Source organism: Pseudoalteromonas sp. P1-25 (assembly GCF_001401805.1).
In the GTDB taxonomy this organism is placed as follows: Bacteria; Pseudomonadota; Gammaproteobacteria; order Enterobacterales; family Alteromonadaceae; genus Pseudoalteromonas.
In genome coordinates, this window is sequence record NZ_LKDW01000005.1 from 133,660 (window position 1) to 155,549 (window position 21,890).

The 21,890-nt window shown below is 42.0% G+C and carries 17 protein-coding genes; 7 read left to right on the plus strand and 10 right to left on the minus strand.

The features are described from left to right. Nucleotides 1-110 precede the first annotated feature (110 nt). The gene (locus tag AN393_RS05430; protein WP_055017542.1) at nt 111-2,552 is read right to left on the minus strand and encodes a TonB-dependent siderophore receptor; all 2,442 of its coding nucleotides are present in this window, start codon (nt 2,550-2,552) and stop codon (nt 111-113) included. A gap of 196 nt (nt 2,553-2,748) precedes the next feature. Here AN393_RS05430 and AN393_RS05435 point away from each other — a divergent pair, with 196 nt between their 5' ends. The 4 genes from AN393_RS05435 (at nt 2,749) to AN393_RS05450 (ending at nt 7,743) form a co-directional block, all read left to right on the plus strand. Beyond that, a complete protein-coding gene (locus AN393_RS05435; protein ID WP_055017543.1) occupies nt 2,749-4,050 on the plus strand; it encodes an MGH1-like glycoside hydrolase domain-containing protein in 1,302 nt (433 codons plus the stop codon). Between the two features lie 17 nt (nt 4,051-4,067). Further along, a complete protein-coding gene (locus AN393_RS05440; protein ID WP_055014242.1) occupies nt 4,068-5,045 on the plus strand; it encodes a carbohydrate kinase in 978 nt (325 codons plus the stop codon). Beyond that, nucleotides 5,042-6,241 carry an AGE family epimerase/isomerase gene (locus AN393_RS05445; RefSeq protein WP_055017544.1) on the plus strand — a complete coding sequence of 400 codons (1,200 nt, stop codon included), beginning with the start codon at nt 5,042-5,044 and terminating at the stop codon, nt 6,239-6,241. Before AN393_RS05440 ends, AN393_RS05445 begins: the two co-directional genes overlap by 4 nt. Before the next feature lie 227 nt (nt 6,242-6,468). Next, nucleotides 6,469-7,743: a cytosine permease gene (locus AN393_RS05450; RefSeq protein ID WP_055014244.1), complete on the plus strand. Its 1,275-nt coding sequence runs from the start codon at nt 6,469-6,471 to the stop codon at nt 7,741-7,743. Between the two features lie 55 nt (nt 7,744-7,798). On the opposite strand, the gene AN393_RS05455 is transcribed toward AN393_RS05450, so the two are convergent. Further along, on the minus strand, nt 7,799-8,317 hold the full coding sequence (locus AN393_RS05455) for an Lrp/AsnC family transcriptional regulator (protein ID WP_055014245.1): 519 nt from the start codon (nt 8,315-8,317) through the stop codon (nt 7,799-7,801). A 196-nt stretch (nt 8,318-8,513) separates the two neighbouring features. Between AN393_RS05455 and AN393_RS05460 the strand changes: the two genes are divergently transcribed. Together AN393_RS05460 and AN393_RS05465 are read left to right on the plus strand one after the other, a co-directional pair. Next, the gene (locus AN393_RS05460) at nt 8,514-10,658 is read left to right on the plus strand and encodes a TonB-dependent receptor (protein WP_055017545.1); all 2,145 of its coding nucleotides are present in this window, start codon (nt 8,514-8,516) and stop codon (nt 10,656-10,658) included. A 75-nt stretch (nt 10,659-10,733) separates the two neighbouring features. After that, nucleotides 10,734-11,840, plus strand: coding sequence for a DUF917 domain-containing protein (locus tag AN393_RS05465; RefSeq protein ID WP_055017546.1), 1,107 nt, complete (start codon nt 10,734-10,736; stop codon nt 11,838-11,840). On the opposite strand, the gene AN393_RS05470 is transcribed toward AN393_RS05465, so the two are convergent. Together AN393_RS05470 and AN393_RS05475 are read right to left on the minus strand one after the other, a co-directional pair. After that, the gene (locus AN393_RS05470) at nt 11,837-12,748 is read right to left on the minus strand and encodes a M48 family metallopeptidase (RefSeq protein WP_235576186.1); all 912 of its coding nucleotides are present in this window, start codon (nt 12,746-12,748) and stop codon (nt 11,837-11,839) included. The genes AN393_RS05465 and AN393_RS05470 overlap by 4 nt on opposite strands. A gap of 78 nt (nt 12,749-12,826) precedes the next feature. Continuing rightward, on the minus strand, nt 12,827-14,011 hold the full coding sequence (locus AN393_RS05475) for an NAD(P)/FAD-dependent oxidoreductase (RefSeq protein WP_055017547.1): 1,185 nt from the start codon (nt 14,009-14,011) through the stop codon (nt 12,827-12,829). 329 nt (nt 14,012-14,340) lie between these two features. Between AN393_RS05475 and AN393_RS05480 the strand changes: the two genes are divergently transcribed. Further along, on the plus strand, nt 14,341-16,467 hold the full coding sequence (locus AN393_RS05480; RefSeq protein ID WP_055017548.1) for a S8 family peptidase: 2,127 nt from the start codon (nt 14,341-14,343) through the stop codon (nt 16,465-16,467). 45 nt (nt 16,468-16,512) lie between these two features. Here the strand turns inward: AN393_RS05480 and AN393_RS05485 are convergent, their stop codons facing one another. From AN393_RS05485 to rpmA, 6 genes are all read right to left on the minus strand, one after another. Beyond that, on the minus strand, nt 16,513-16,986 hold the full coding sequence (locus AN393_RS05485) for a peroxiredoxin (RefSeq protein ID WP_055014267.1): 474 nt from the start codon (nt 16,984-16,986) through the stop codon (nt 16,513-16,515). A gap of 82 nt (nt 16,987-17,068) precedes the next feature. Further along, a complete protein-coding gene (locus AN393_RS05490; protein WP_055017549.1) occupies nt 17,069-18,994 on the minus strand; it encodes a methyl-accepting chemotaxis protein in 1,926 nt (641 codons plus the stop codon). 312 nt (nt 18,995-19,306) lie between these two features. Further along, entirely contained in the window at nt 19,307-19,684 is a 378-nt protein-coding gene (locus tag AN393_RS05495) for a DUF3718 domain-containing protein (protein WP_055014269.1), read from the minus strand. 78 nt (nt 19,685-19,762) lie between these two features. Beyond that, nucleotides 19,763-20,254: a type 3 dihydrofolate reductase gene (gene folA / locus AN393_RS05500; RefSeq protein WP_055014270.1), complete on the minus strand. Its 492-nt coding sequence runs from the start codon at nt 20,252-20,254 to the stop codon at nt 19,763-19,765. Nucleotides 20,255-20,328: 74 nt separating this feature from the next. Next, nucleotides 20,329-21,480: an Obg family GTPase CgtA gene (gene cgtA / locus AN393_RS05505; RefSeq protein ID WP_055014271.1), complete on the minus strand. Its 1,152-nt coding sequence runs from the start codon at nt 21,478-21,480 to the stop codon at nt 20,329-20,331. A gap of 136 nt (nt 21,481-21,616) precedes the next feature. Further along, nucleotides 21,617-21,874, minus strand: coding sequence for a 50S ribosomal protein L27 (gene rpmA, locus AN393_RS05510; RefSeq protein ID WP_004587922.1), 258 nt, complete (start codon nt 21,872-21,874; stop codon nt 21,617-21,619). Nucleotides 21,875-21,890 lie beyond the last annotated feature (16 nt).

Genomic DNA, 21,890 nt, shown 5'->3' on the forward strand with positions numbered 1-21,890 from the left:
TTCTAAAATAGTCCCTAAAAACAAACCTATCGCTAACTTAGCTGAAAAATGCATCACAACGCAAAAAGCCTATTAACCCCATAACAGGTTAATAGGCGTAAAGCATTTATTTAAAAGTCGTATTTGACTCTAAATGTAACGCGTCGTGGGAGAATTGGGCGACCTACAAAGTAAGGATTGTCTGACGTTTGGCTGTTGCCTAAACGCGGCGAGCCTTCGGTTACACCATCAGAGTCAAACAAATTAAATATCCCTACGCTTAGGCGTACTGTTTGCTCTGGTGCAATTTGCCAGTTATAACCTGCATCAAATCTAAATAAATGAAATGAATCAAGCTCTACCGAGTTTGCATCGTTAGCATAGTTTTTACCGGTAAAGTTATGATACAAAGCAGCATCCCAGTTGTCTGCGGTATAACTAATGGATGAGTTAAATAATATTTTTGGTTTACGACGTAACTCGTTACCAATAATAGAAGGGTCTGAGTCAAACTCAGTAAATTCGTGGTCGGTGTAAGTCATGTTGGCATCAACCGCCCACTCATCGGTAATATCGTAACGACCGGTAAGCTCCACGCCCATTGCTTTGGTCGATTGCATAACTGGCAGCTCTAATACGCCCCCGTTACCATCGTTTACAAAGTCTACGCTGCGCCTGTCTTTTAAGTCGGTTCTAAATAACGCGATGCTCCCGCTAAAGTCGTTATCAAAAAACTTAATACCCAGTTCGCCTTGTTCAACAATTTCGGCTTCGTAGCTGGCAGGCTCACCTAAATCGTTAAACTGAATCCCTCTAATTTCTGGGAAGAAAAACCCGCGAGATGCATTCGCGTATACGTTTAAGTTAGCGGTCAAGCGGTATAACGCCGCACCCGATACGGCAAATTCAGAGGTATCTACTTCACCGTAGGTCATCACACCACTGCCTGTGGTGTTTACCTGTAAATTAGGCGCAAGTGATGGATCATCAGATATTTGTACAACTTGGCTGCCTTCACGGCTAATTTTGCCGTCAATTTCTTCATATCGTACACCAAAATCGATAATCCAGTCATCGCTTTCCATTTGGTCCGCAATATAAAGCGCACGACGGGTAGCGCTAATTGTTTGGTTAGTGTAAGAAATACCTGGACCACTTATACCATTTTGTGTGTACTGAACAACATCACCCTCAGCATTGGTGTACGTTAAATCAACCAGTTCTGGGTTATTGTTAAATTCCCCCAAGTAGGTCGTAATAATGTTATCGTCATCGGCTTCACTGTGTGAGAAAAACGAACCTAACGTAATATCATGGCTAAAATCGCCAACAAACATACTTTTAATAACATTAAATTCGGCAGAAAAATCTTCTGCTGGACGATCGCGGTCTAAAATACGGTTAGCAAATAGCAAGTCGTCACTTGCCAGTGCCTGCCCAGATGCGGTGTAAGTAAACGCTGCATCGCTTACATCGCCTAAACCTCGGTTAGCTAAAAAGTCTTCTTGGCTCTCAGGAACATTAATAATACCGTCGCCATCTAAAAAAAGGTTAAATTCGTGCTGATACTTTGCGTATTTGCTGCGCATGTTAATAGCAAAATCGTTAGCGAGCTCTTTTTCAAACACGACCGAGATTGAGCCACCTTTAGTTACCACACCATCACTGATTGGCGATTCATAACGACCATTAGCAGTGTCATAAGTAAGGTTAGACACATTAGCAGTTTGTAATGACTCCACCTCGCTGCCATCGTTACCAATTAAACGCTCGCGGCTGTCGCCATCAAGCGGAATAGGCAGGTAAAACTGCGCTTGATCGTCAATGTATTGGCCATAAACCGTAAATGAGCCAGAGCCGTCATCAAATTCTTTACGAATATTACCGCGAAGCTGAGTACCTTTAGTCTCAAGCCCTGTATCTAACGGGCCCTCGTCGTAACGGTAAAACCCCGACAGCGCATAGTAAAGGCCCTCTTCGTTAAGCGGTCCGCTTGTAGCAAAGTCTAAACGAGTACGCCCTTGATCAGATAGCTCCATTTGCACGGTACTTTGCGGATCATCACTGCCTGTTTTAGAAATGTAGTTAATAATACCCGCTACAGAACCTTGGCCAAATAAGTTAGATACACCACCACGCACAAACTCTACGCGCTCAATACCTAAGTCGTTTCGGTAGTAAACATCAAAAGCCGACGAGTTTAAGCCAAAAACACTCAAACTAGGTGAACCGTCGTACGACAGTGGCGTAAACTGAAACTGACCCGATGAAGGTAAGCCTCTTACTTGTAGGTTTGTTGCAACCTCACCACCGCCCCCTTCTACTTTAATACCTGGGATATAACGTAGTACATCTGCTTGGCTGCTTGAGGAAAGCTTTATTAATTCATCTTCGCTAATAGAGGTTACAGATTGTGGAGTATCTGAAATTACACGTCCTTTACTGGTACCAGAGACGATAATACGCTCAACGTTGTTGGCTTTTTTTGCTGTATTTGGCGCAGACTCTTCTGCGGCAAACGCGCCTTGTGTGAGGCATAAAGATACAATAGAGGCGATCGTAGTTTTATTCACGGGTATTCTCCAATTGTGCTAGTTGTCTGTGTGTAATTACTTAGAGTGTGGCTAAGTAAGTGCGAAATAATCAAGTATACATGTTAGTTTTTTGTTACTTCGAACAGGATTTAAGCACAGAAAAAAAACATTTACAACCCACAATGAGTGCTTTAACATTATTCAAATCGAAAATAACACACAAAGAGCACCCAATATGACTACTACGATCAACGGTAAACTTGATGCAGCCACAGCGGCATCGCTTACAGACCTTGCTACTAAAACACTAATAGCAAACGATTTAGGTGGCTATACAGTACCAACGCATGGCCTTTACCCGTTTCAATGGAACTGGGATTCAGCAATAACAGCACTAGGTTGGATGAAGTCTGACGAGCGCCGTGCGTGGCAAGAAATTGATGTGTTATTTTCAGGCCAGTGGGATGATGGCATGGTGCCGCATATCTTATTTCATAAAGATTCAACTACCTATTTCCCTGGTCCAGATGTGTGGGGCTCAGATAAAAAAATTAAAAGTACGTCTATTTCGCAGCCACCCGTTGTGGCCACAGTAATGAAAGAAATGCTTGCCAGTGCACAAGATAAAACCCTTGCAGAGCAAAAAGTTAAGGCGTTATTTTCAAAGGTTGTTGATTACCATTTATGGTGGTACAACGACCGCGATCCTGAAAACACAGGCTTAGTGGTCACTTACCATCCTTGGGAATCGGGTATGGATAACAGCCCATCTTGGGATGATGCGCTTGAAGCTGTACCTGGTGTTGATTGGGAGTATACCCGCCGCGACACCAGCCATGTCGATTCGTCGCAGCGCCCGCATAAAAGCGAGTACGACCGTTTCTTATACCTAGTAGATTTTTTTAAACGTAACAATTTTGATAGCAAAGTAATTTACGAAACCTGTCCGTACAAAATGAACGACCTAGGTATTATTGCTATTTTGCACCGTGCGACAAAAGATTTACTCAAAATGGGTGAACAGCTTGATTTAAACGATGCACGTACCGATTATTTAGCACAGCGTCTAGAACTAACTCAAACAGCAGTTAACACGTTATGGTGTGAGCAAAGCGAATATTTTTACTGTAAAAACGTGTTAACCAACAGTCTCGCTAAAGTTAAAACGTCAGCGGCATTACTAACCGTTTATGCTGGTTTAACATCTGACGAGCAAACTCACATTATTAAAACCGCAACAGAAGATTTTATCGAGTCGAGCCAATTTAGTGTGGCATCTACCCACCCTAAAGAAGATAAATACGAGCCACAACGTTACTGGCGCGGCCCTATTTGGTTACACATTAACTGGATGATAGCCACCGGCCTTAAAGAAGCAGGGTTTGTAACAACAGCTGAAAAAATTCAGGATGACACCCGCGACTTAGTGCTTAAGTCGGGTTACTACGAATATTTTAACCCAGAAACAGGCGCTGGCTGTGGTGGTAAAGATTTCTCATGGACAGCAGCAATTGCACTGCATTGGCTACTTGATTGATAACCTAAGGCAGCATCATGAAACACACAATATGTTTTGGTGAAGTACTCGTTGATTTACTCTCAGATAAATTAAGTCAAAACAATAGCGAGCACGAAGCATTTACTAAGTTTGCAGGTGGCGCACCTGCAAACGTAAGCGTAGCCATTGCAAAGCTAGGTGGTAACGCCTACTTTTCCGGCATGCTAAGCACCGACAGTTTTGGCAGTTTTCTACACAACGCCCTAAAAGAGCAAGGTGTAAAAACCGACTTTATGCGCTTTACAAGCCAAGCCAAAACCGCCCTTGCGTTTGTATCACTTGATAGCGACGGCGACCGCACGTTTGAGTTTTACCGCGATAACACCGCCGACTTACACTTTAGTAATGATGACTTTAGCAGTGAATGGTTTGAGCAATGTGACATATTCCATATTTGCTCAAACACCTTAACCGACGAGCGCATACGTAAAACCACCGCGTATGGGGTTGAATTTGCCAAGCAAAATAACTCAATTGTCAGTTTTGACATTAACTTACGCCTCAACTTATGGCCAAGTAATGCCAATCCACGTGAGCATATTTTACCCTTACTAAAACACTGCTCTATTATTAAGGCCTCAAAAGAAGAACTTGAGTATTTAGCCGCTGAGCAAACGGGTGAAGAATTTATTGCTCACACGCTTAATAATGGCTGTGAGTTATTTGTGGTTACCGATGCAGGCAACCCAATGCACTGGTATACCAAAAATACCAAGCAAACGCTTATCCCACAAAAAGTAACTATGGTTGATGCCACCGCCGCAGGTGATGCATTTGTAGGTGGGTTACTGTATCAACTAGGCTTACAAAACCTGACACCTAGCTCTTTTAGTAAGCTTTGCAATAACCCCGAAACACTCACAACTATTTTTGAATTTGCTTCGTTATGTGGTGCCCATGCCGCATCTTATAAAGGAGCGTTTACCTCCTTACCTAACGAAAAATCGCTTAACGATTTTAGGAGCGCACTATGAGCCACACACCTGATAACTTTAAAAGCCGCGAATTTTTAACACAACATATTGCCGATACACTGGCGTTTTATGAGCCAAACATTGACGATGAGCACGGCGGTTTTTACCAAAACTTTTCGGATAATGGTGAGGTGTTTGATAAGCAAACCCGCCACTTAGTAAGCTCTACCCGCTTTGTATTTAACTATGCACGTGCGTACCAAACCTCTAATGACGAAAAGTACCTAAACCGTGTTAAATCGGGTATTGAGTTTATTCGTAAGCACCACTTTGTTGAGCAAACAGGCGGCTACAATTGGCTATTGAGTGTTGATCAAGGTAACGCCACTGTACTTGATGATACCAACCACTGTTATGGCTTTGCGTTCGTGATTTTAGCCTACAGCTGGGCGTACCGCGTAGGTGTTACGCAGGCGCGCGAATACCTAAACGATACATTTCAAACAATGGAAACACATTTTTGGGATGCAACAGCCGGTTTATATAAAGATCAGCACAACAGTGACTTTACTCAGTGCGATGCATATCGCGGCCAAAATGCCAACATGCATACCTGCGAAGCACTTATTGCCGCTTATGAAGCCACTCAAGATGAGCTATTTTTAAATCGTGCGCTCACACTTGCCGACAACATGGTTAACCGTCAGGCTAACTTAATGGGCGGGCTTATTTGGGAGCACTACGATATAAATTGGCAGGTTGATTTAGAGTACAACAAAAACGACCCTAAAAATTTATTTCGCCCGTGGGGTTTTCAACCAGGTCACCAAACTGAGTGGTCAAAACTATTAATGTTTTTAAATAAGCATAAGCCACAAACCTGGCTTGTAGAACGCGCCAAAGCTTTATTTGATGAGTCAATAGATGTTGCGTGGGATAAACAACACGGCGGTATTTGTTATGGGTTTGCGCCAGATAAAAGCATATGCGATGACGACAAGTACTTTTGGGTACAAGCCGAAACACTGTGTTGTGCAGCCTACCTTTATGAAACCACAGGTGATGAAAAATACCAGCAATGGTATGACAAAATTTGGCAGTATTCATGGCAGCACTTGGTTGATCATCAATATGGTGCGTGGTTTAGAATTTTAAGCGTAGATAACAAAAAAATAGATACCGAAAAAAGCCCTATTGGTAAAACTGATTACCATACTATGGGTGCCTGCTTTGATGTGTTGGCGTTATTAAAATAACGAAAAAGTAGTTATATTTTGTTGTGTAGACCTTTTAACCGCCATGTTGGCGGTTTTTTTTGCCTAGTTTGTAGCGCTTTTCAAATACATAATAATCACCACAAAATATAATTTTGTACATGCCCTGCTTTTAAAACCTCATATTTTGAATAAACACCTAATAGTAAAAAATTTTGCACGCCAGCGGCGTATAGTAATATAAAAGATAATAAAAAGAGAAACAGGCAATGCCAAACGGGAACGACCCTCACAGTATTAATACCAGCGAACTTGTTGCTTGGCCACGTATTGCAGCCATAGCCGCAATGCTCAGCTTTTCGCTACCCACCTTTATCACCGGCCTGGAAATACATCAAAGCTCAAGTGTGAGCAACACGCTTTGGGCATTAGTTATTGGCTCACTTATTTTAACCATTATTGGTGGCGCCATGGGCACCATAGGTGTGAAAAGCCGCTTAAGCTCTTATCTATTGGTAAAAATAGCGTTTGGTAATGCTGGCGCGGGCATCGTCAATATTGCCTTTGCTTTATCATTAATTGGCTGGTTTGGCGTAAATATTGATTTGTTTTCTAATGCGGTGGTGCGCTTACTTAGCGCTGAGTTTAATATTATTGTGCCCGAATGGCCGATCGATATAGTCGCAGGTTGCGCCATGCTCATAACCACATTGTATGGGTTTAAAGCGATTAACGTACTGGCCTCTATCATGATCCCTATTTTGGCTGCAGTCACCGCCATGATGCTATTTGGCGCACTCGATAGTATGCCACTGGTTGATTTTATTAATTTAGAAAAATCAGCAACGCTTTCTCTTGAAGATGGTGTAGCTGCCATTGTTGGCGGCGTTATTATTGGCGCAATAATATTGCCCGATATAACCCGTTTTTCTAAGCAAAAACGTGGCGGCGTGTACACCTCGTTTATTGCGTATATGGTTATTGAGCTTTTGGTTATTTTTGTGGCTGTATTTGCCGCAGCTGCCATGCAAGAAACTGAAATATTAAGCTTAATGCTTGCGCTTAATTTAGGGTTTTCAGCTTTTTTTATTGTGATAGCAGGCAGCTGGATTTTAAATTCGTTAAACCTGTACAGTACCGCACTTAGCGTGGAGGCTACCTTCCCGCATTGGCATAAAAAGTGGGTTATTGTGTTATTAGGTTTGGTGGGAATTGGCGCTGCTTTTATTAATATTTTAGATATGTTTATAAGCTTTTTAGCGTTTTTGTCTGATATTTTTATACCGGTAGCGGGCGTAATTATTGTTGATGCACTGTTTATTAAACCCCAAGCTTATAGCGCAGCTGCTTTGGCAAATAACGCTAACTTTTCACTTCCCGCGTTTAGCGCATGGTTTGCAGGCGCGGCATATGCGGTGTGTAATGGCGCTTTATTTAACGTATCAATGAGTGGTATTACCGTAATTGACGCCATTTTATTAACGGCCGTTATTTATACCCTGTTTGCAAAAGCCATCGCGCCCAAACCTGTTATTCAGCAATAACTTTAAACAATAAAAAGGCGCATAAAGCGCCTTTTTATTAATCTAAATTAGGGGGCTACTCTTCATCGTCTACTTTCATTTCGTCTCGCCATTTAAGTTTTTCCAGCGGGTAGCCTAAAAAGAACTTAGCGCGCTCAAGCACTATGCGTGTAGTCAGCTTTTTAATTGCATATTGTGAACTGCCGGTTAGCCTGTCGCACATTGCATTAAGTGCTTGAATATCGGCAAAGCAACAAAAAGAAATATAATCAATATCACCACTTAGCTGCATGCAATCCATTATTTCGGGAATATTGTGTATGTCAGCTAAAAACTTACGCCGTGCTGCTAGGCTGTTATCCTCTAGCGTAAATTCCATGTAGGCAAATACATGCTCACAAATTTGCTCTAAATTAATATCCGCATGAAAGGTTCTAAAGTATCCCGCCTCTTTTAGCGCTTTTACTCGCTGAAAACATGCACTGGGCGATAAGTTAACTTGCTCAGCTAATTCGACATTTGTTAGGTCTGCAGTAAGGTGCAAAATTGCCAGTATTTTTTGATTGTACCTGTCTATTTTTATCGTTTTTTTCATAACCGGTTTCACATTTAATAATAATTAATTTTGTAAATTTAAGGTCAACAAATACATAAAATTACGCGCTTAAGCGTTATTTTCAGCAATTTGTGTGTGCTGTATTAAGGCTTTACAAAATATTATTTTGCCTGAAAAAGCGACAATGTTTATCACTAAGTAACATCACCATGATAGTCACATTAGGACATAGAACATGAGCAGATACAACAAAATACGCTTTCGTAAAACACTATTAGCATCGGCAGTTACTCTGTCGTGCATAAACTATGTGCATGCGCAAGAACAACAACAAACAGTAACTGACACCATAGAAAAAATTTCGGTAATATCGCGCGGGCGTGTTGAGTCGATACAAAATGTGCCCGACTCTGTTACCGCATTTAGCGCCGAGACAATCGAAAAATCACGTATTACTAACTTTCGTGATGTTGCTAATTTAACGCCCAACTTATCGCAGCTCGATAATTTTAGACCCGGCCTAGCCCGTATTACTATTCGTGGCTTAATTACACCACAGGTTGGCGATCCACCATTAGCGTTTGTAGTTGATGGTGTTACCGCCCCCGATTTAGAGTTTATAAACCAAGACCTAGTTGATATTGAGCGTATTGAAGTTATGCGTGGTGCTCAAGGCGCACTGTATGGCCGAGGCGCCATTGGTGGTGCGGTTATTGTGACAACGAAAAAACCCATTGAAGACTTTGAAGGTAAAATTAAAGGCTCAATAGGTAATGGCAACACCTATAATTTGAATGCGGTTGTATCGGGCTCGCTTAATGATGAAAACACCGCTTACTTTAGAGCCGGTGGTTACATTAAAGATACCGATGGGCTAATTAAAAATACCTATACAGGCGATTACGCCGACCCGTTAAAAGAGCAATCGGTTTTTTCTCAGTTAGAGTTTGAGCTAAACGAAGACACCTCAATAAATCTAAAAGGCAAATACACCTCAAGCGAAGCTGGGTTTGCTTACTACCAAGGGGTGAGCGATGACACCATTGAAGACTTTTCAATTAATACCTCACAAAATATTATTAACCAAGATGAGCGTGATGTGTATGAGCTAAGCGCTAAGCTTACCCAACATTATGATTTAGGTAAGTTTGAGTTTGTAACCGCGTATAGCAATTCAGAAAACGAGCACTTTTACGATGGCGACTACTCTGCCGATGCCACTTTTATTGACGAAGATGGCTTTTTTAGAGCTCCATTTGGTACTGAAGGGTTATACGATATTGAATCATTAACGGTAGAATCACGATTTATATCCCAGACGGATCAGGCATTTAGATGGTCAGTGTCGGCGTTTTATCAACAGCGCGACCGCGATACTGCGGTATTATTTTATGATGATTTTACCGATGCCGAAATTTTAACGCGTGCAGATTTTGCCAGCGACGATCCCTACCTTTCAATTATCGATAACAACAGCAGCGATGCATGGGCGCTTGCTGGGCAATTTAACTACGATATAAACGAGCAGTTAGAGCTCACCGGTGCAATGCGCTACGATCACGACACCCGCGAGTCGTTCGACCCAACCAATAAAGACGCCACTTACGCTAAAAAATCGTTTAGCCAATTACAACCTAAAGTTACCTTGGCGTACCAGATGAATGACGACCTACTGCTTTACACCGGCTACTCCCGTGGCTTTAGAAGTGGGGGCTTTAACGAGCCGGCCGACGGTATTAGCCGCACCTTCGATAAAGAAATTTCTGACAGTTACGAAATAGGCTTTAAAACCGCTTTGTTTAATAACAAAGTTACCCTTAATGGTGCCGCGTTTATTATTGAGCAAGATGATGCGCAATTTACCCAATTTAATGTAGATACCTTCACCCTAGAAAATCTCTCTATTGATGAAGTGCAAACCAAAGGCTTAGAACTTGAAGCTGCATACGCTGCCACCAGCAATCTAAGTATTAATTTTAGCGCTGGCATTATCGATTCAGAAATTAAACGCTTTGCACTACGTCCTGAGCTTTCTGGCAGGCCACAATTTTGGGTGCCTGAATATAACTACGGACTGTCGGCAAATCATAACCTAGTACTAAACGCAGAGTGGTCTCTGTTCTCGCGTGCTGAGCTATTAATTGAAGGCCCTAAAACATTCAATATTGATATTCCTGATGTTGAGTCGTCGCGTTATACCTATCTAAATGCAGGTGTAGGACTTAAGTCAGACCAATGGAGCGTTCAAGTTTACGTAGACAACTTAACGGATGAGCGCGCCATTGAAGATATTTTCTTATTTGGCGATGGTGTAACCGAGCTTGCCCGCCAACCTAATAAGCCACGCAGTTACGGCATAGAGCTAAGCTACGACTTTTAATGTATTTCACCTTATAGAGCAGGTATGCCTTTGAGCGCCTGCTGTTTTTTTTAGTTAACTAATAGCGATACACACATGCAAATTCTTAATCGTGAACAACTTATTGATATTTTATATGGCTGCGCCATTTTAGGCACTGGCGGCGGCGGTGAGTTACGTGAAGGCATTGCCTATATTGATGAAGCACTCGCACAGGGTAAAACCTTTAAGCTAATTAGTGCTGATGAAGTACCGCCAGGGGAGCTGGTATGTACACCTTATATTTTAGGGGCAATATCACCTTTAAGTGAACAAGAAGAGCGCGCTTATGCAAACCTGCCCCGTACCAATAAACATGCTATTTTGTCCGCTTATGAGCGCGCACTACAGTACACAGGTAATGATGCTATTTATGGCACTATTTGTTGTGAGCTTGGCGGCTCTAATACCGCAGTATCGTTTTACTTAGCAGCAATGTTTGACGGCTATATTATTGATGCCGACCCCGCGGGGCGCGCAGTACCGGAGATCACCCATTCAACCTATTATTTAAATAACTTACCCGCAGCGCCCATTATTACCGCGAATGAATTTGGTGAGTGCTTTATTTGCGAAAATGTAATGGATGACTTACGCGCCGAAACCGTCGTGCGAGCGCTGGCTAAAATTAGCCGTAACGACATAGCTGCTATTGACCATATTTTACCAATTGAGCAAATGAAGGATGCGATCATTCACGGCACTATTAGTAAAGCACTCAAACTCGGTAAAGCAATGCGAAAAGCCAACGAACAGCACGCTAATACCGAGCAAGTAATCGCACAGCATGGTGGTGGTTTTGTTGCCTTTGAAGGCGAGGTAAGCGCATTTGAATTCAACACCGTAGAGGGATTTACCCTAGGTGAGGTAACACTTAAAGGGTTAGGCGAATTTGTAAATAACAACTACAAAATAACGGTTAAAAACGAAAATATGGCCGCGTTTTTAAATGAGGAAGTGCACGTAACTATTCCTGATTTAATATGCTGTATTAACAGCCAAACAGGCACACCCATTACTAATCCTAATTACGAGGTAGGCATGCATGTAGCCGTTGTAATTTTACCAGCGCCAAAGGAGTTTACAGGCCCTAAAGGTTTAAGCATATTTGGCCCACAATATGCCGGCGTGAACGCCCCTTATAAAGCAGCTGTTGTAAGCTAATTTTTAATAAGGGCTTGTTGCAGCTTGCTATACAATGCAGCATGCCCTTTACCAAACATAGTGGCGTTTCTATCAATTTTACTAAGCCATTCTTTCGCTTGTGCTTTTTTACCTATTTGTAAATATACCTGCGCTAAGCGCAAGCTATAAATAGCGTGGTAAATACTTTGTTGTTCTGTGTAATCAAACGCTTTTTTATAATAGCTAATAGCCTCTTTATAATTTTTATTTTGATGATAACTGTAAGCCAAATTACCACTCGCAAGCACTATTTTAGCGACATGATTTGTGCTTTTTATGGCGTTGTAGGCCATTAAATTACTACGTATAGCTTGCTTGTATTGCTGCCAATTTAAGTAAATATGCGCTTTGTTAATATGCAGCTCTAAATGAAAAATAGGATCATTGTTTTTTGCAAAGCGCTGCTCGGCATCTATTAGCAAACGCATGGCGGCTTTTTTACTCCCAAATACATAGTGCAAGTTAGCCAACTCCACCAACCTTAGCGGATCGCCAAACGCATTATAAATACCGTCTAACTGGGTAAACGCTTTTGCGGCATACGCTTTAGCCTCTGCTTTTTTGCCAATATAATTAAGTGCTTTAGCGTAATAAAAATACATTTGTAGCTTAAATACATCGGGCAGCTTATCTTGCTCTAAAAACGGAGTAATAGCGTTAAGTAAGTTTTCGAACTGTTGGTAGTCGTAGTAGTAATCAAATTGGTAGGTTTTTAGTTTAAACCACTGTGGAGGGTTACCTTGGGCTTTATTAAGGCGCGTTTCAATATAAGTTAAGCAGTGTGTTTGGGGCTGTTGCAAGCAAAACACTTCATGATCGCTGTAGTTTTCAGATGCTAATGCATTAAAACTGGTAGCGGCAATACTTAACAGCAAAAATATACGCACTGATATCACACTCTTCAAAGTTACCTTTAATTAAAAGTGTAATATTTTTATCTCGCCTATCACAATACGCTGAAATACTTATGCGTATTGCCCACATGCAAACCCACAACTCCACGCATATTGGAAGTTATAGCCGCCTAGCCAGCCTGTTACATCGGTTACTTCGCCTATAAAATATAAGCCTTTGGCTTTTTTAGCTTCAAAGGTTTTAGAACTTAACTCATCGGTATCAACGCCGCCTAACGTTACCTCAGCGGTACGATAGCCCTCTGTGCCATTAGGCTTTATTTGCCACGCGTGAATATAATTTACCAGTTCATCTATTTGGGCATGGGTAAGCTGATTAATATTACAATCAGGAATGGCTTTACTGTCGTGCAGTATGTCTATAAAGCGTTTGGGTAAAATAGTTGCCAGACTATTTTTTAATGACTTTTGAGATTGTGTTTCTCGCCAATCGGCCAGTTGCTGCTTTAAATCGAGCTCAGGGAGTAGGTTTATAGTAACTGCCTGCCCTGCTCGCCAAAATGAGCTTATTTGCAATATAGCAGGGCCCGAAAGACCACGGTGGGTAAACAAAATATTCTCTTTAAATACTGTGCCGTCTTCGCTTGACACTTCGCACGGTATGCTAATACCCGAAAGCCCTTCAAAGCGCTCTTTATCGTGTTGATGCAAAGTAAATGGCACTAGCGCCGCCATGGTAGGTAGTACGTTTAAGCCAAACTGCACTGCAATTTTATAACCTATAGGAGTGGCGCCTAGTTTGGGCATTGTTAAACCGCCCGATGCGATAACGAGCGACTCACAAGCAAGTGTTTCTTGTTCAGTGGTAACACGGTAGCCGTTGTCGGTTTTAGCCACATTTAGCACTTCGCTGCGCAATTTAATAGTAACACCTGCCCACTCGCATTCAGTAAGTAGTATATCGACTATATCTTGCGCGCTGTTATCGCAAAAAAGCTGCCCTAAAGTTTTATGGTGATAAGCCAAGCCATGACGGTCTACCAGCTCAATAAAATCATGTTGCGTGTAACGGCTTAAGCACGATTTAACAAAGTGAGGGTTACTGCATAAGTAGTTCTCTGGACTGGCATTTTCATTGGTAAAGTTGCAACGCCCACCGCCACTGATTAAAATTTTTCGGCCTGGTTTTTTACCCATATCAAGCACTGTAACGCTGCGCCCGCGATAACCGGCCTGTGCTGCACTCATTAATCCGGCTGCACCTGCGCCAATCACAATTACATCTACTTGATTCATTACTTTACCTTACTAAAAAATTTGCTCGATTATAGCAAAGTTTAGCTAAACACCCTGAACAGAATTTATTGTTAATTTTATAGCAACAAATGTAATTACGCTTAATTACCCTCCATATTAAAGTAGTTAAAATCACTAATACTTAAACCTTATTTTGTTATTTAATAACAAATACTAAAATGCTGCAAAACCGCTAACTGCCTAAGTTATAACCAAAAGAAATAGGTACATAAGTAATTGGTATTTTAAAGAAGTTAACAGATCATTTACCTTTGTTTCTGTTTCGTAATCAAGTATTACGAATTGACTAATAACAACTAGGGATAATTATGACAACAAGTAAATCATTTAAGCGGTGCGCTATCGCGCTCACTATTAGTACGGTATTTGCAGCATCTGCAAGTGTTGCTCAAGATGTTTCAACCTCAATGGCAGAAACCTCAGCCAAGCTACAAACCCAAGCGGGCTTTGAAACACAGTTTATTATTAAATATAAAGATAGCGCGAGCGATATGTTAAGCATCTCGTCAGCTGATGCTAGCCCCGCAAATATGAAAAAGCGTGCTCAGCGCTTTGTAAAAAATTTCGCTTCTAAAAAAGGTAAAGTGAAAGCGAAGTATATTCGTGCTATGGCTCTTAATAACCACCACGTAATGCGCGCAGACAAAAAACTGAGCGCTGCAGAAGCACAAGAATTTATGCAAGAAATGGTTGATTCTGGCAATGTTGAATACATTGAAGTGGATCAAATGTTAAAACCATTTGCAACGCCTAACGACCCTCGTTACGGCGATCAATGGCACTACTATGAGCAAGCTGGCGGCCTAAACTTACCTACGGCTTGGGATACTGCAACGGGAAGTGGCGTAGTGGTTGCGGTACTTGATACTGGCTACCGCCCACATGTTGATTTAAATGCTAACATTTTACCGGGTTACGACATGATCTCTAACCTATCGGTAGCAAACGATGGCGGCGGTCGCGACAGTGACGCACGCGATCCGGGTGATGCTGTAGCTGCTGGCGAATGTGGAAATAACGGTGCACAAGGCTCAAGCTGGCACGGTACGCATGTAGCAGGTACGGTTGCGGCTGTTACTAATAACGGTGAAGGTGTTGCCGGTGTGGCCTATGGCGCTAAAGTGGTGCCTGTACGTGTACTTGGTAAATGTGGTGGTTTAACATCAGATATCGCAGATGGCATTATTTGGGCATCTGGCGGAAGTGTATCGGGCATTCCTGCTAACCCAAATCCTGCTGATGTAATTAACATGAGCTTAGGTGGCAGCGGCTCGTGTAGCTCTACCACACAAAATGCTATTAACACGGCACGCAGTAATGGTGCAGTTGTGGTTATTGCTGCCGGCAATGATAACGATAACTCAGCAAACTATAACCCAGGTAACTGTAGCGGCGTTGTCAATGTTGCCTCTGTAGGACGTAACGGCGGGCGAGCGTATTATTCAAACTACGGTAGCAATATTGATGTTGCAGCTCCGGGCGGCGCACAAAGCTTTGCAAACGATTCTGAAGGGGTTTTATCAACCTATAACTCTGGCTCATCTACACCATCAAGCGATAGCTATGCGTTCTCTCAAGGTACATCAATGGCGGCGCCTCATGTTGCCGGCGTTGCTGCCCTGATAAAACAAGCTAAACCAAATGCGACCCCAGATGAAATAGAAAGCATTTTAAAATCAACCACCCGCTCTTTCCCTGCAACGTGTACAAGTTGTGGTACGGGTATTGTTGATGCAGCAGCCGCAGTAGCTGCAGCAAGTGGCGGTACAACACCGCCTACAGGTGGCGATAGCGAACTGACAGATGGCGAAGCAAAAACAGGCTTAAGCGGTGCTGCAAGTTCACAAGCGTATTACACAATGACAGTACCAAGTGGCGCAACGAATGTGACATTTACTATGAGTGGCGGTAGCGGCGATGCAGATTTATACGTGCGCGCTGGCAGCCAACCAACGACATCAAGCTACGATTGTCGTCCGTATAAAGGCGGTAATAGCGAAGAATGTTCTATTGATAACCCAACCGCTGGTACATACCATGTAATGCTGCGTGGCTATTCTGCATACTCTGGCGTTAGTTTAGTGGGTAATATTACAGGTGGCTCAACAGGTGGCGGTTCAACTACACCAGAAGCCGGTGGCGGCACGGTAAGCGATGTAACGGCTACAACAGGTAATTGGAAGCACTACACTTTAGATGTGCCAGCAGGAATGAGTACATTTACAGTCACCACCTCAGGTGGTACAGGTGATGCTGACTTATTTGTTAAGTTTGGCAGCCAACCTACCGCATCTAGCTACGATTGTCGTCCTTATAAAAACGGCAACGCAGAAACATGTACATTTAGTAATCCGCAAGCGGGTACATGGCATTTAAGCGTTAACGCTTATAGAACCTTTTCAGGTTTAACTTTAAGTGGACAATACCAGCCATAATTAAAATGGCCCTAAGTGCATGCACTTAGGGCCGTCATAAATCGATTATAATGCTTCTAACACAGACTCAGCACGGCTCACTAAAAACTCTTTGTCTTTTTCAACAAATAAACCGCTTACTACGTTGTCATCAACAATCATTGCATAACGCGTAGAACGTGTACCACCAAAACCGCCGGTGTCTTTATCAAGGCCTAATGCTTTAGTAAAACTGGCATCGCCATCTGCAAGCATATCAATTTCTTGCGCATTTTGAGACTCTCCCCATGCTTTCATTACAAACGCATCGTTTACTGATACACAGTAAATTGCCGCAATACCTTTAGCTTTAATTTTATCACTAAGGGTTATAAATTCAGGCAAATGGGCATTTGAGCACGTTGGTGTAAATGCTCCTGGCACTGCAAATAACACAACTTTTTTACCGCTAAAAAGCTCAGTATTAGTAAGCGTTTGCATACCTTTATTGGTTAATTGCGATAATGTCACTGCAGGTAACGTTTGGCCTTGTTCAATCATGATAAATCCTTAAGCATTTGATTAATGTACTCACAGTATAACGTTATAAAGCACCCTTAAAAGCAAAGTTTTAATGCTGAATTTACAAACCGAGATTCGCTTTTATCGTCTGTATTTGTTGCTGAAGCTGAGCGCGAATATCATCAACCAGTAGGCTTGATTCACTTACTTGGCCTTTCATGCTTTGCATTGACTGACTAAAGTTATTCAGTAAAGTACTTTGTTGTTTAGCCAACTCCATGGCTTCAAAGGCCACCTTGTTGGCTTGCTGAGCGTTGTCGGCCACGCCTTCTGAATTTACTTTTAGCTCTTGTGCATTTTGTGTTTGCGATTGTGCGCCATCGGCTAAGGCCGCAATTTGTGTAGATACTGTGCCCGACTTTTCGCTCAGTAGTGTGAGTTGCTCATTAATATCGCTCAATGAACCTTGAGTTTGACGGGCAAGCTGGCGTACTTCATCAGCTACAACAGCAAAGCCTCGGCCATGCTCGCCTGCGCGTGCTGATTCAATTGCTGCATTTAACGCGAGTAAATTTGTTTGTTCGGCAATATTACGGATCACTTCAATAATTTGCCCAACGCCTTCAACCCCCGCAAGCAGCTCTTGTAGGTTTTGCATACTTTGTTCAACCCGTGTTTGCGTATCTGAACTGGCACTTAGCATGCTTTGTGCAAAGCCTAAACTTTGCTCCATAGCACTAAACGTGTGTTGGGCGTTATCTGCCACTTGAGCATTAATATTATTTACCTGCTCGCCGATTTGCTGAATATCGGTAAGTAAATGTTGGTTTTGCTCCACTTGCCCATGACTTGTAGACGCTTTATGACTAATAGTTTGCAAATGTTCACTCATTTGCTGCATAAAATCATTTACCACTTTTAGCATTTGGGCACGCGCTTGCGCCTCTTTGCGCTGTCGTTCAATTAATAAATTAAAGTAACTGGCTATTTCGCCAACCTCTGTTTTTGGGTTCTTACTTTCAATGTTTTTAAGCTCGTTACTTTCAATTAAAAAGGCAAACCCGTCTCTGAGTTGCCTTAGTGGGTTGAGCACTTGGTTACGCTGCACAATATAAACACCCGCGGCTAGCATTACCAAAGCGCCAATAGCAAAGCAAAATACCCAAAATACGTTTTCTTTAAGCGCCCCTTGTGCGTGTTTTAGTTGCTGCTCTGCATTAATAACGGTTTTAGAGAGCAAGCTAATTTGCTCACGTAATTCATCAGTGCCCGCTTCACGTTGTTGGGATTGCGCTATTGTGTTGGCTAAATCGCGAGGGTAGCGGTTAGGCCAGCTTATAATTTCAGATTTTATTTCATCGGCCAAATCTTCAGCTTCTTCATCAAAAAATAAAGCATCTTCATCAACTTCACTCATTACACCTAAATTAGGGAGTTGCTCTATTTTAGCTGCTAACGCATTTAAATTAGCAATACTTTGCTGCAAACTTTGTTCAGTATTGCTGTCGTAGCTTACGATAAGTTGATAAGTAAATAAGGCAAGGTTGGTCACTTCGTTATAATAATCAGCGCCAAGTGTGTAATAAGCTTGTGCATCGCTATTTTGATTAGGGGATTTTTTTGCATAACCAATGAGTGACGACGCTGAGCCGGCCATTTGGCGAATTGCATTATCAAGTAACGCCGTTTCGTTGCCCGACAATTTTCCCAGCGCTCTGTACTTACCTTTAATATCGGTATCTAACGTACTTAGCTGCTCATTTAATTGCTCAGCAAGTACCCAGGGGAGCATTGCGAGTTGCTGTGTTTTCACTTGCTCAATTAGGGCTGATGATTGATTTAAATACTGGCTATCACCTTGTTCTAGATAACTGCCTAAGTCACCGGCTAAATCCACTAAAATCGTGTTTTTTAATTTACTGTATGCGCTGTCTTGTTGCTCAAGCTTAAGTAAGGTTTGGCTTGCCCAAAATAGTGTGATGGCCAATAAAATACTAGCAAGCGTTAGCAAAATAGCTAATAACCGAGTAAAAGAAGAAACGCGCATAAATAACACCCCCTATTGTTTAAGCGCGTAGACTATTAACTATTTATGACAATTTTATGTAACTCAGAGAAAACACGTATTTTTGCGGCAAATATACGAGTAAAGGCTTAGCGATCACATTATCAAACAAATTGACTTACTTTATATACTATTAAAGATAAGAAACGCGGATTAATTACAAGGTGAGAGTTTTATCACTTGGGTGAGTAAATTAAATAGCCTTAATACAGCTATTTATTAAAGCGCTGTGTATTAGCTAGCGCCAGGCACAAAAAAACCGCGACCAGCGCGGTTTTTATTTTATTGTGTTAATTAAAGGCCAGCACGGTCTTTAATTACAGCAATTAACGGTGAACCACCGTGGCCGTTGCCTTCAGCCCACGCTATATCAGCGCCATCAGACAGTGCGCTTTTTGATAAGTTTTTAACTATATACTCGCCAGAGTTAACAGCGTTACTAGCTACAGCATGACGAAGTAAGTTATTACCGTTACATTGAATAGCATCGTAAATATTGCGAATTTTTACACGTGAGCTCTTTAGTTTACTACGTAAACGGTTTTTATCATCAGCTGCGATATATTCACAAATAGATACTGCTAATTGGTCATTGGCTTTAGCAGGCACGGTATACATTAACGAACCAGCAGCAACGGCTGTAATAACAATTAGCTTTGACAATTTAAACATGAAACACCCTTTATGGTACTTTTTACCTATGTTGATTGTCTAATATTGTACCAACCTACTGTAAGTTTCGCAATAATGTTAATCTTTTTTATATAAAGTTACGAATTTATAACTATATTGATTCTTTTCATCGGGTTTATTTGACTGTTCGTCGACGTTTTTCCACGTTGCTACCGCTTGGTAATCTGGAAACTGCGTGTCCCCTTCAACCTCTAAATCTATAAAGGTTAAATATAAACGATCGGCACTTGATAAAAACTGCTGATAAATATTACCACCGCCAATAATCATTACCTCCTCTTCGGCTTTAACCAGCTCCAGCGCTGCCTCTGGGGTAGTAACCGTCTCTATACCTTGGGCGCTATACTGGCTATTACGGGTAATAATTATGTTACGACGCCCTGGTAAAGGGCGCCCAATTGATTCGAATGTTTTACGCCCCATAACGACAGGCTTGCCTGTTGTTACCTTTTTAAAATGCTGTAGATCGGCGGGTAAATGCCACGGCATTTTATTATCAAGACCAATTACGCGGTTATTTGCCATAGCGGCAATCATTGAAATTATCACATTAAATACCTAATACTTTATTCTTAAAAATATAAAAAAAGGAGCTTGAGCTCCTTTTTAAAAATATGTATTTATTAACGCTCGTAGACCACTTCTACATCGTAGTCGTCTTCGTCCCAGTCGTCCCAATCATCGTCGTCATTCTTGGTCGCTTTTTGATGGTAAGTATCCCACTTGAACTCAACTTCCTCATCTTCGATTTCTTCGAATTTCTCTTTAGGCATACTATCAAGTAACGCCATAATATCGTGAATTAACGGCTGAGTATTAAGCTTATTAACTGCAGAAATACGGTAAACGTTTTCTTCTTCACCTAGCTCTTGCGCAATTTGTTCACACAAGGCTTGCGCTTCATCTTCAGGTAACAGGTCTATTTTATTAAACACTAACCAGCGTGGCTTTTCTGCAAGCTTAGGGCTGTATTGGTGTAGCTCGTTAATAATCGCAAATGCATTATCAACAGGGTTCGAGCCATCAACTGGCATAACGTCGATCACGTGTAACAAAACACGACAACGCTCTAAATGCTTTAAAAAGCGAATACCAAGGCCTGCACCATCTGAGGCACCTTCAATTAAGCCCGGAATATCAGCTATTACAAACGATTTGTTAGCCTCTGGACGCACAACCCCTAAATTAGGAATCAGCGTGGTAAACGGGTAATCAGCTACTTTTGGCTTTGCTGCCGATACACTACGAATAAACGTTGATTTACCTGCATTTGGTAACCCTAAAAGGCCTACATCAGCAAGGAGCATAAGCTCTAACTTAAGATTACGAACCTCGCCTGGTGTACCCAACGTTTTTTGACGCGGAGCACGGTTGGTACTTGATTTAAAACGTGCATTCCCCAAGCCATGGAAACCACCTTTTGCAACCACAATTTTTTGACCATGCTGCGTTAAATCACCTAACGCCTCTTGGGTATCTACATCGGTAATACGTGTACCAACAGGTACTTTCACTACTAAGTCTTCGCCCTTTTTACCAGTACAGTTACGGCTTTGACCATTAGTACCACGCTCTGCACGGTGAAAACGCTCAAACTGGTAGTCAATTAGGGTATTTAAGTTTTCATCAGCTTGTAGATAAACACTACCACCGTCTCCACCGTCACCGCCGTCCGGGCCACCGTCGGGTACATATTTTTCTCGACGGAAAGACACGACACCGCTGCCGCCGTCACCAGCTTCTGCGCGAATTTCTACTTCATCTACAAACTTCATGATTACTCACTTTAGGGATTGGCTTTAATTTAACTATTATATACCCAAGCCAACACAAATGCAGGCTTGGGTATATATTTGATACATCTGAAAACAAAAAACCCCGCAAAGGCGGGGTTTTTTACTACCTTACTGATTACTCAGCTACGATAGTTACGTATTTACGGTTTAAAGGACCTTTTTGTTCAAATTGAACTTTACCATCTGCTTTTGCGAAGATAGTGTGGTCTTTACCGATACCTACGTTTGCGCCAGCGTGGAAACGAGTACCACGTTGACGAACAATGATGCTACCCGCTAGAACTGATTCGCCACCAAAACGCTTAACACCTAGGCGTTTGCTTTCTGAATCGCGACCGTTACGAGTACTACCAGCTGCTTTTTTATGTGCCATTTCTAAGTACCTCTAA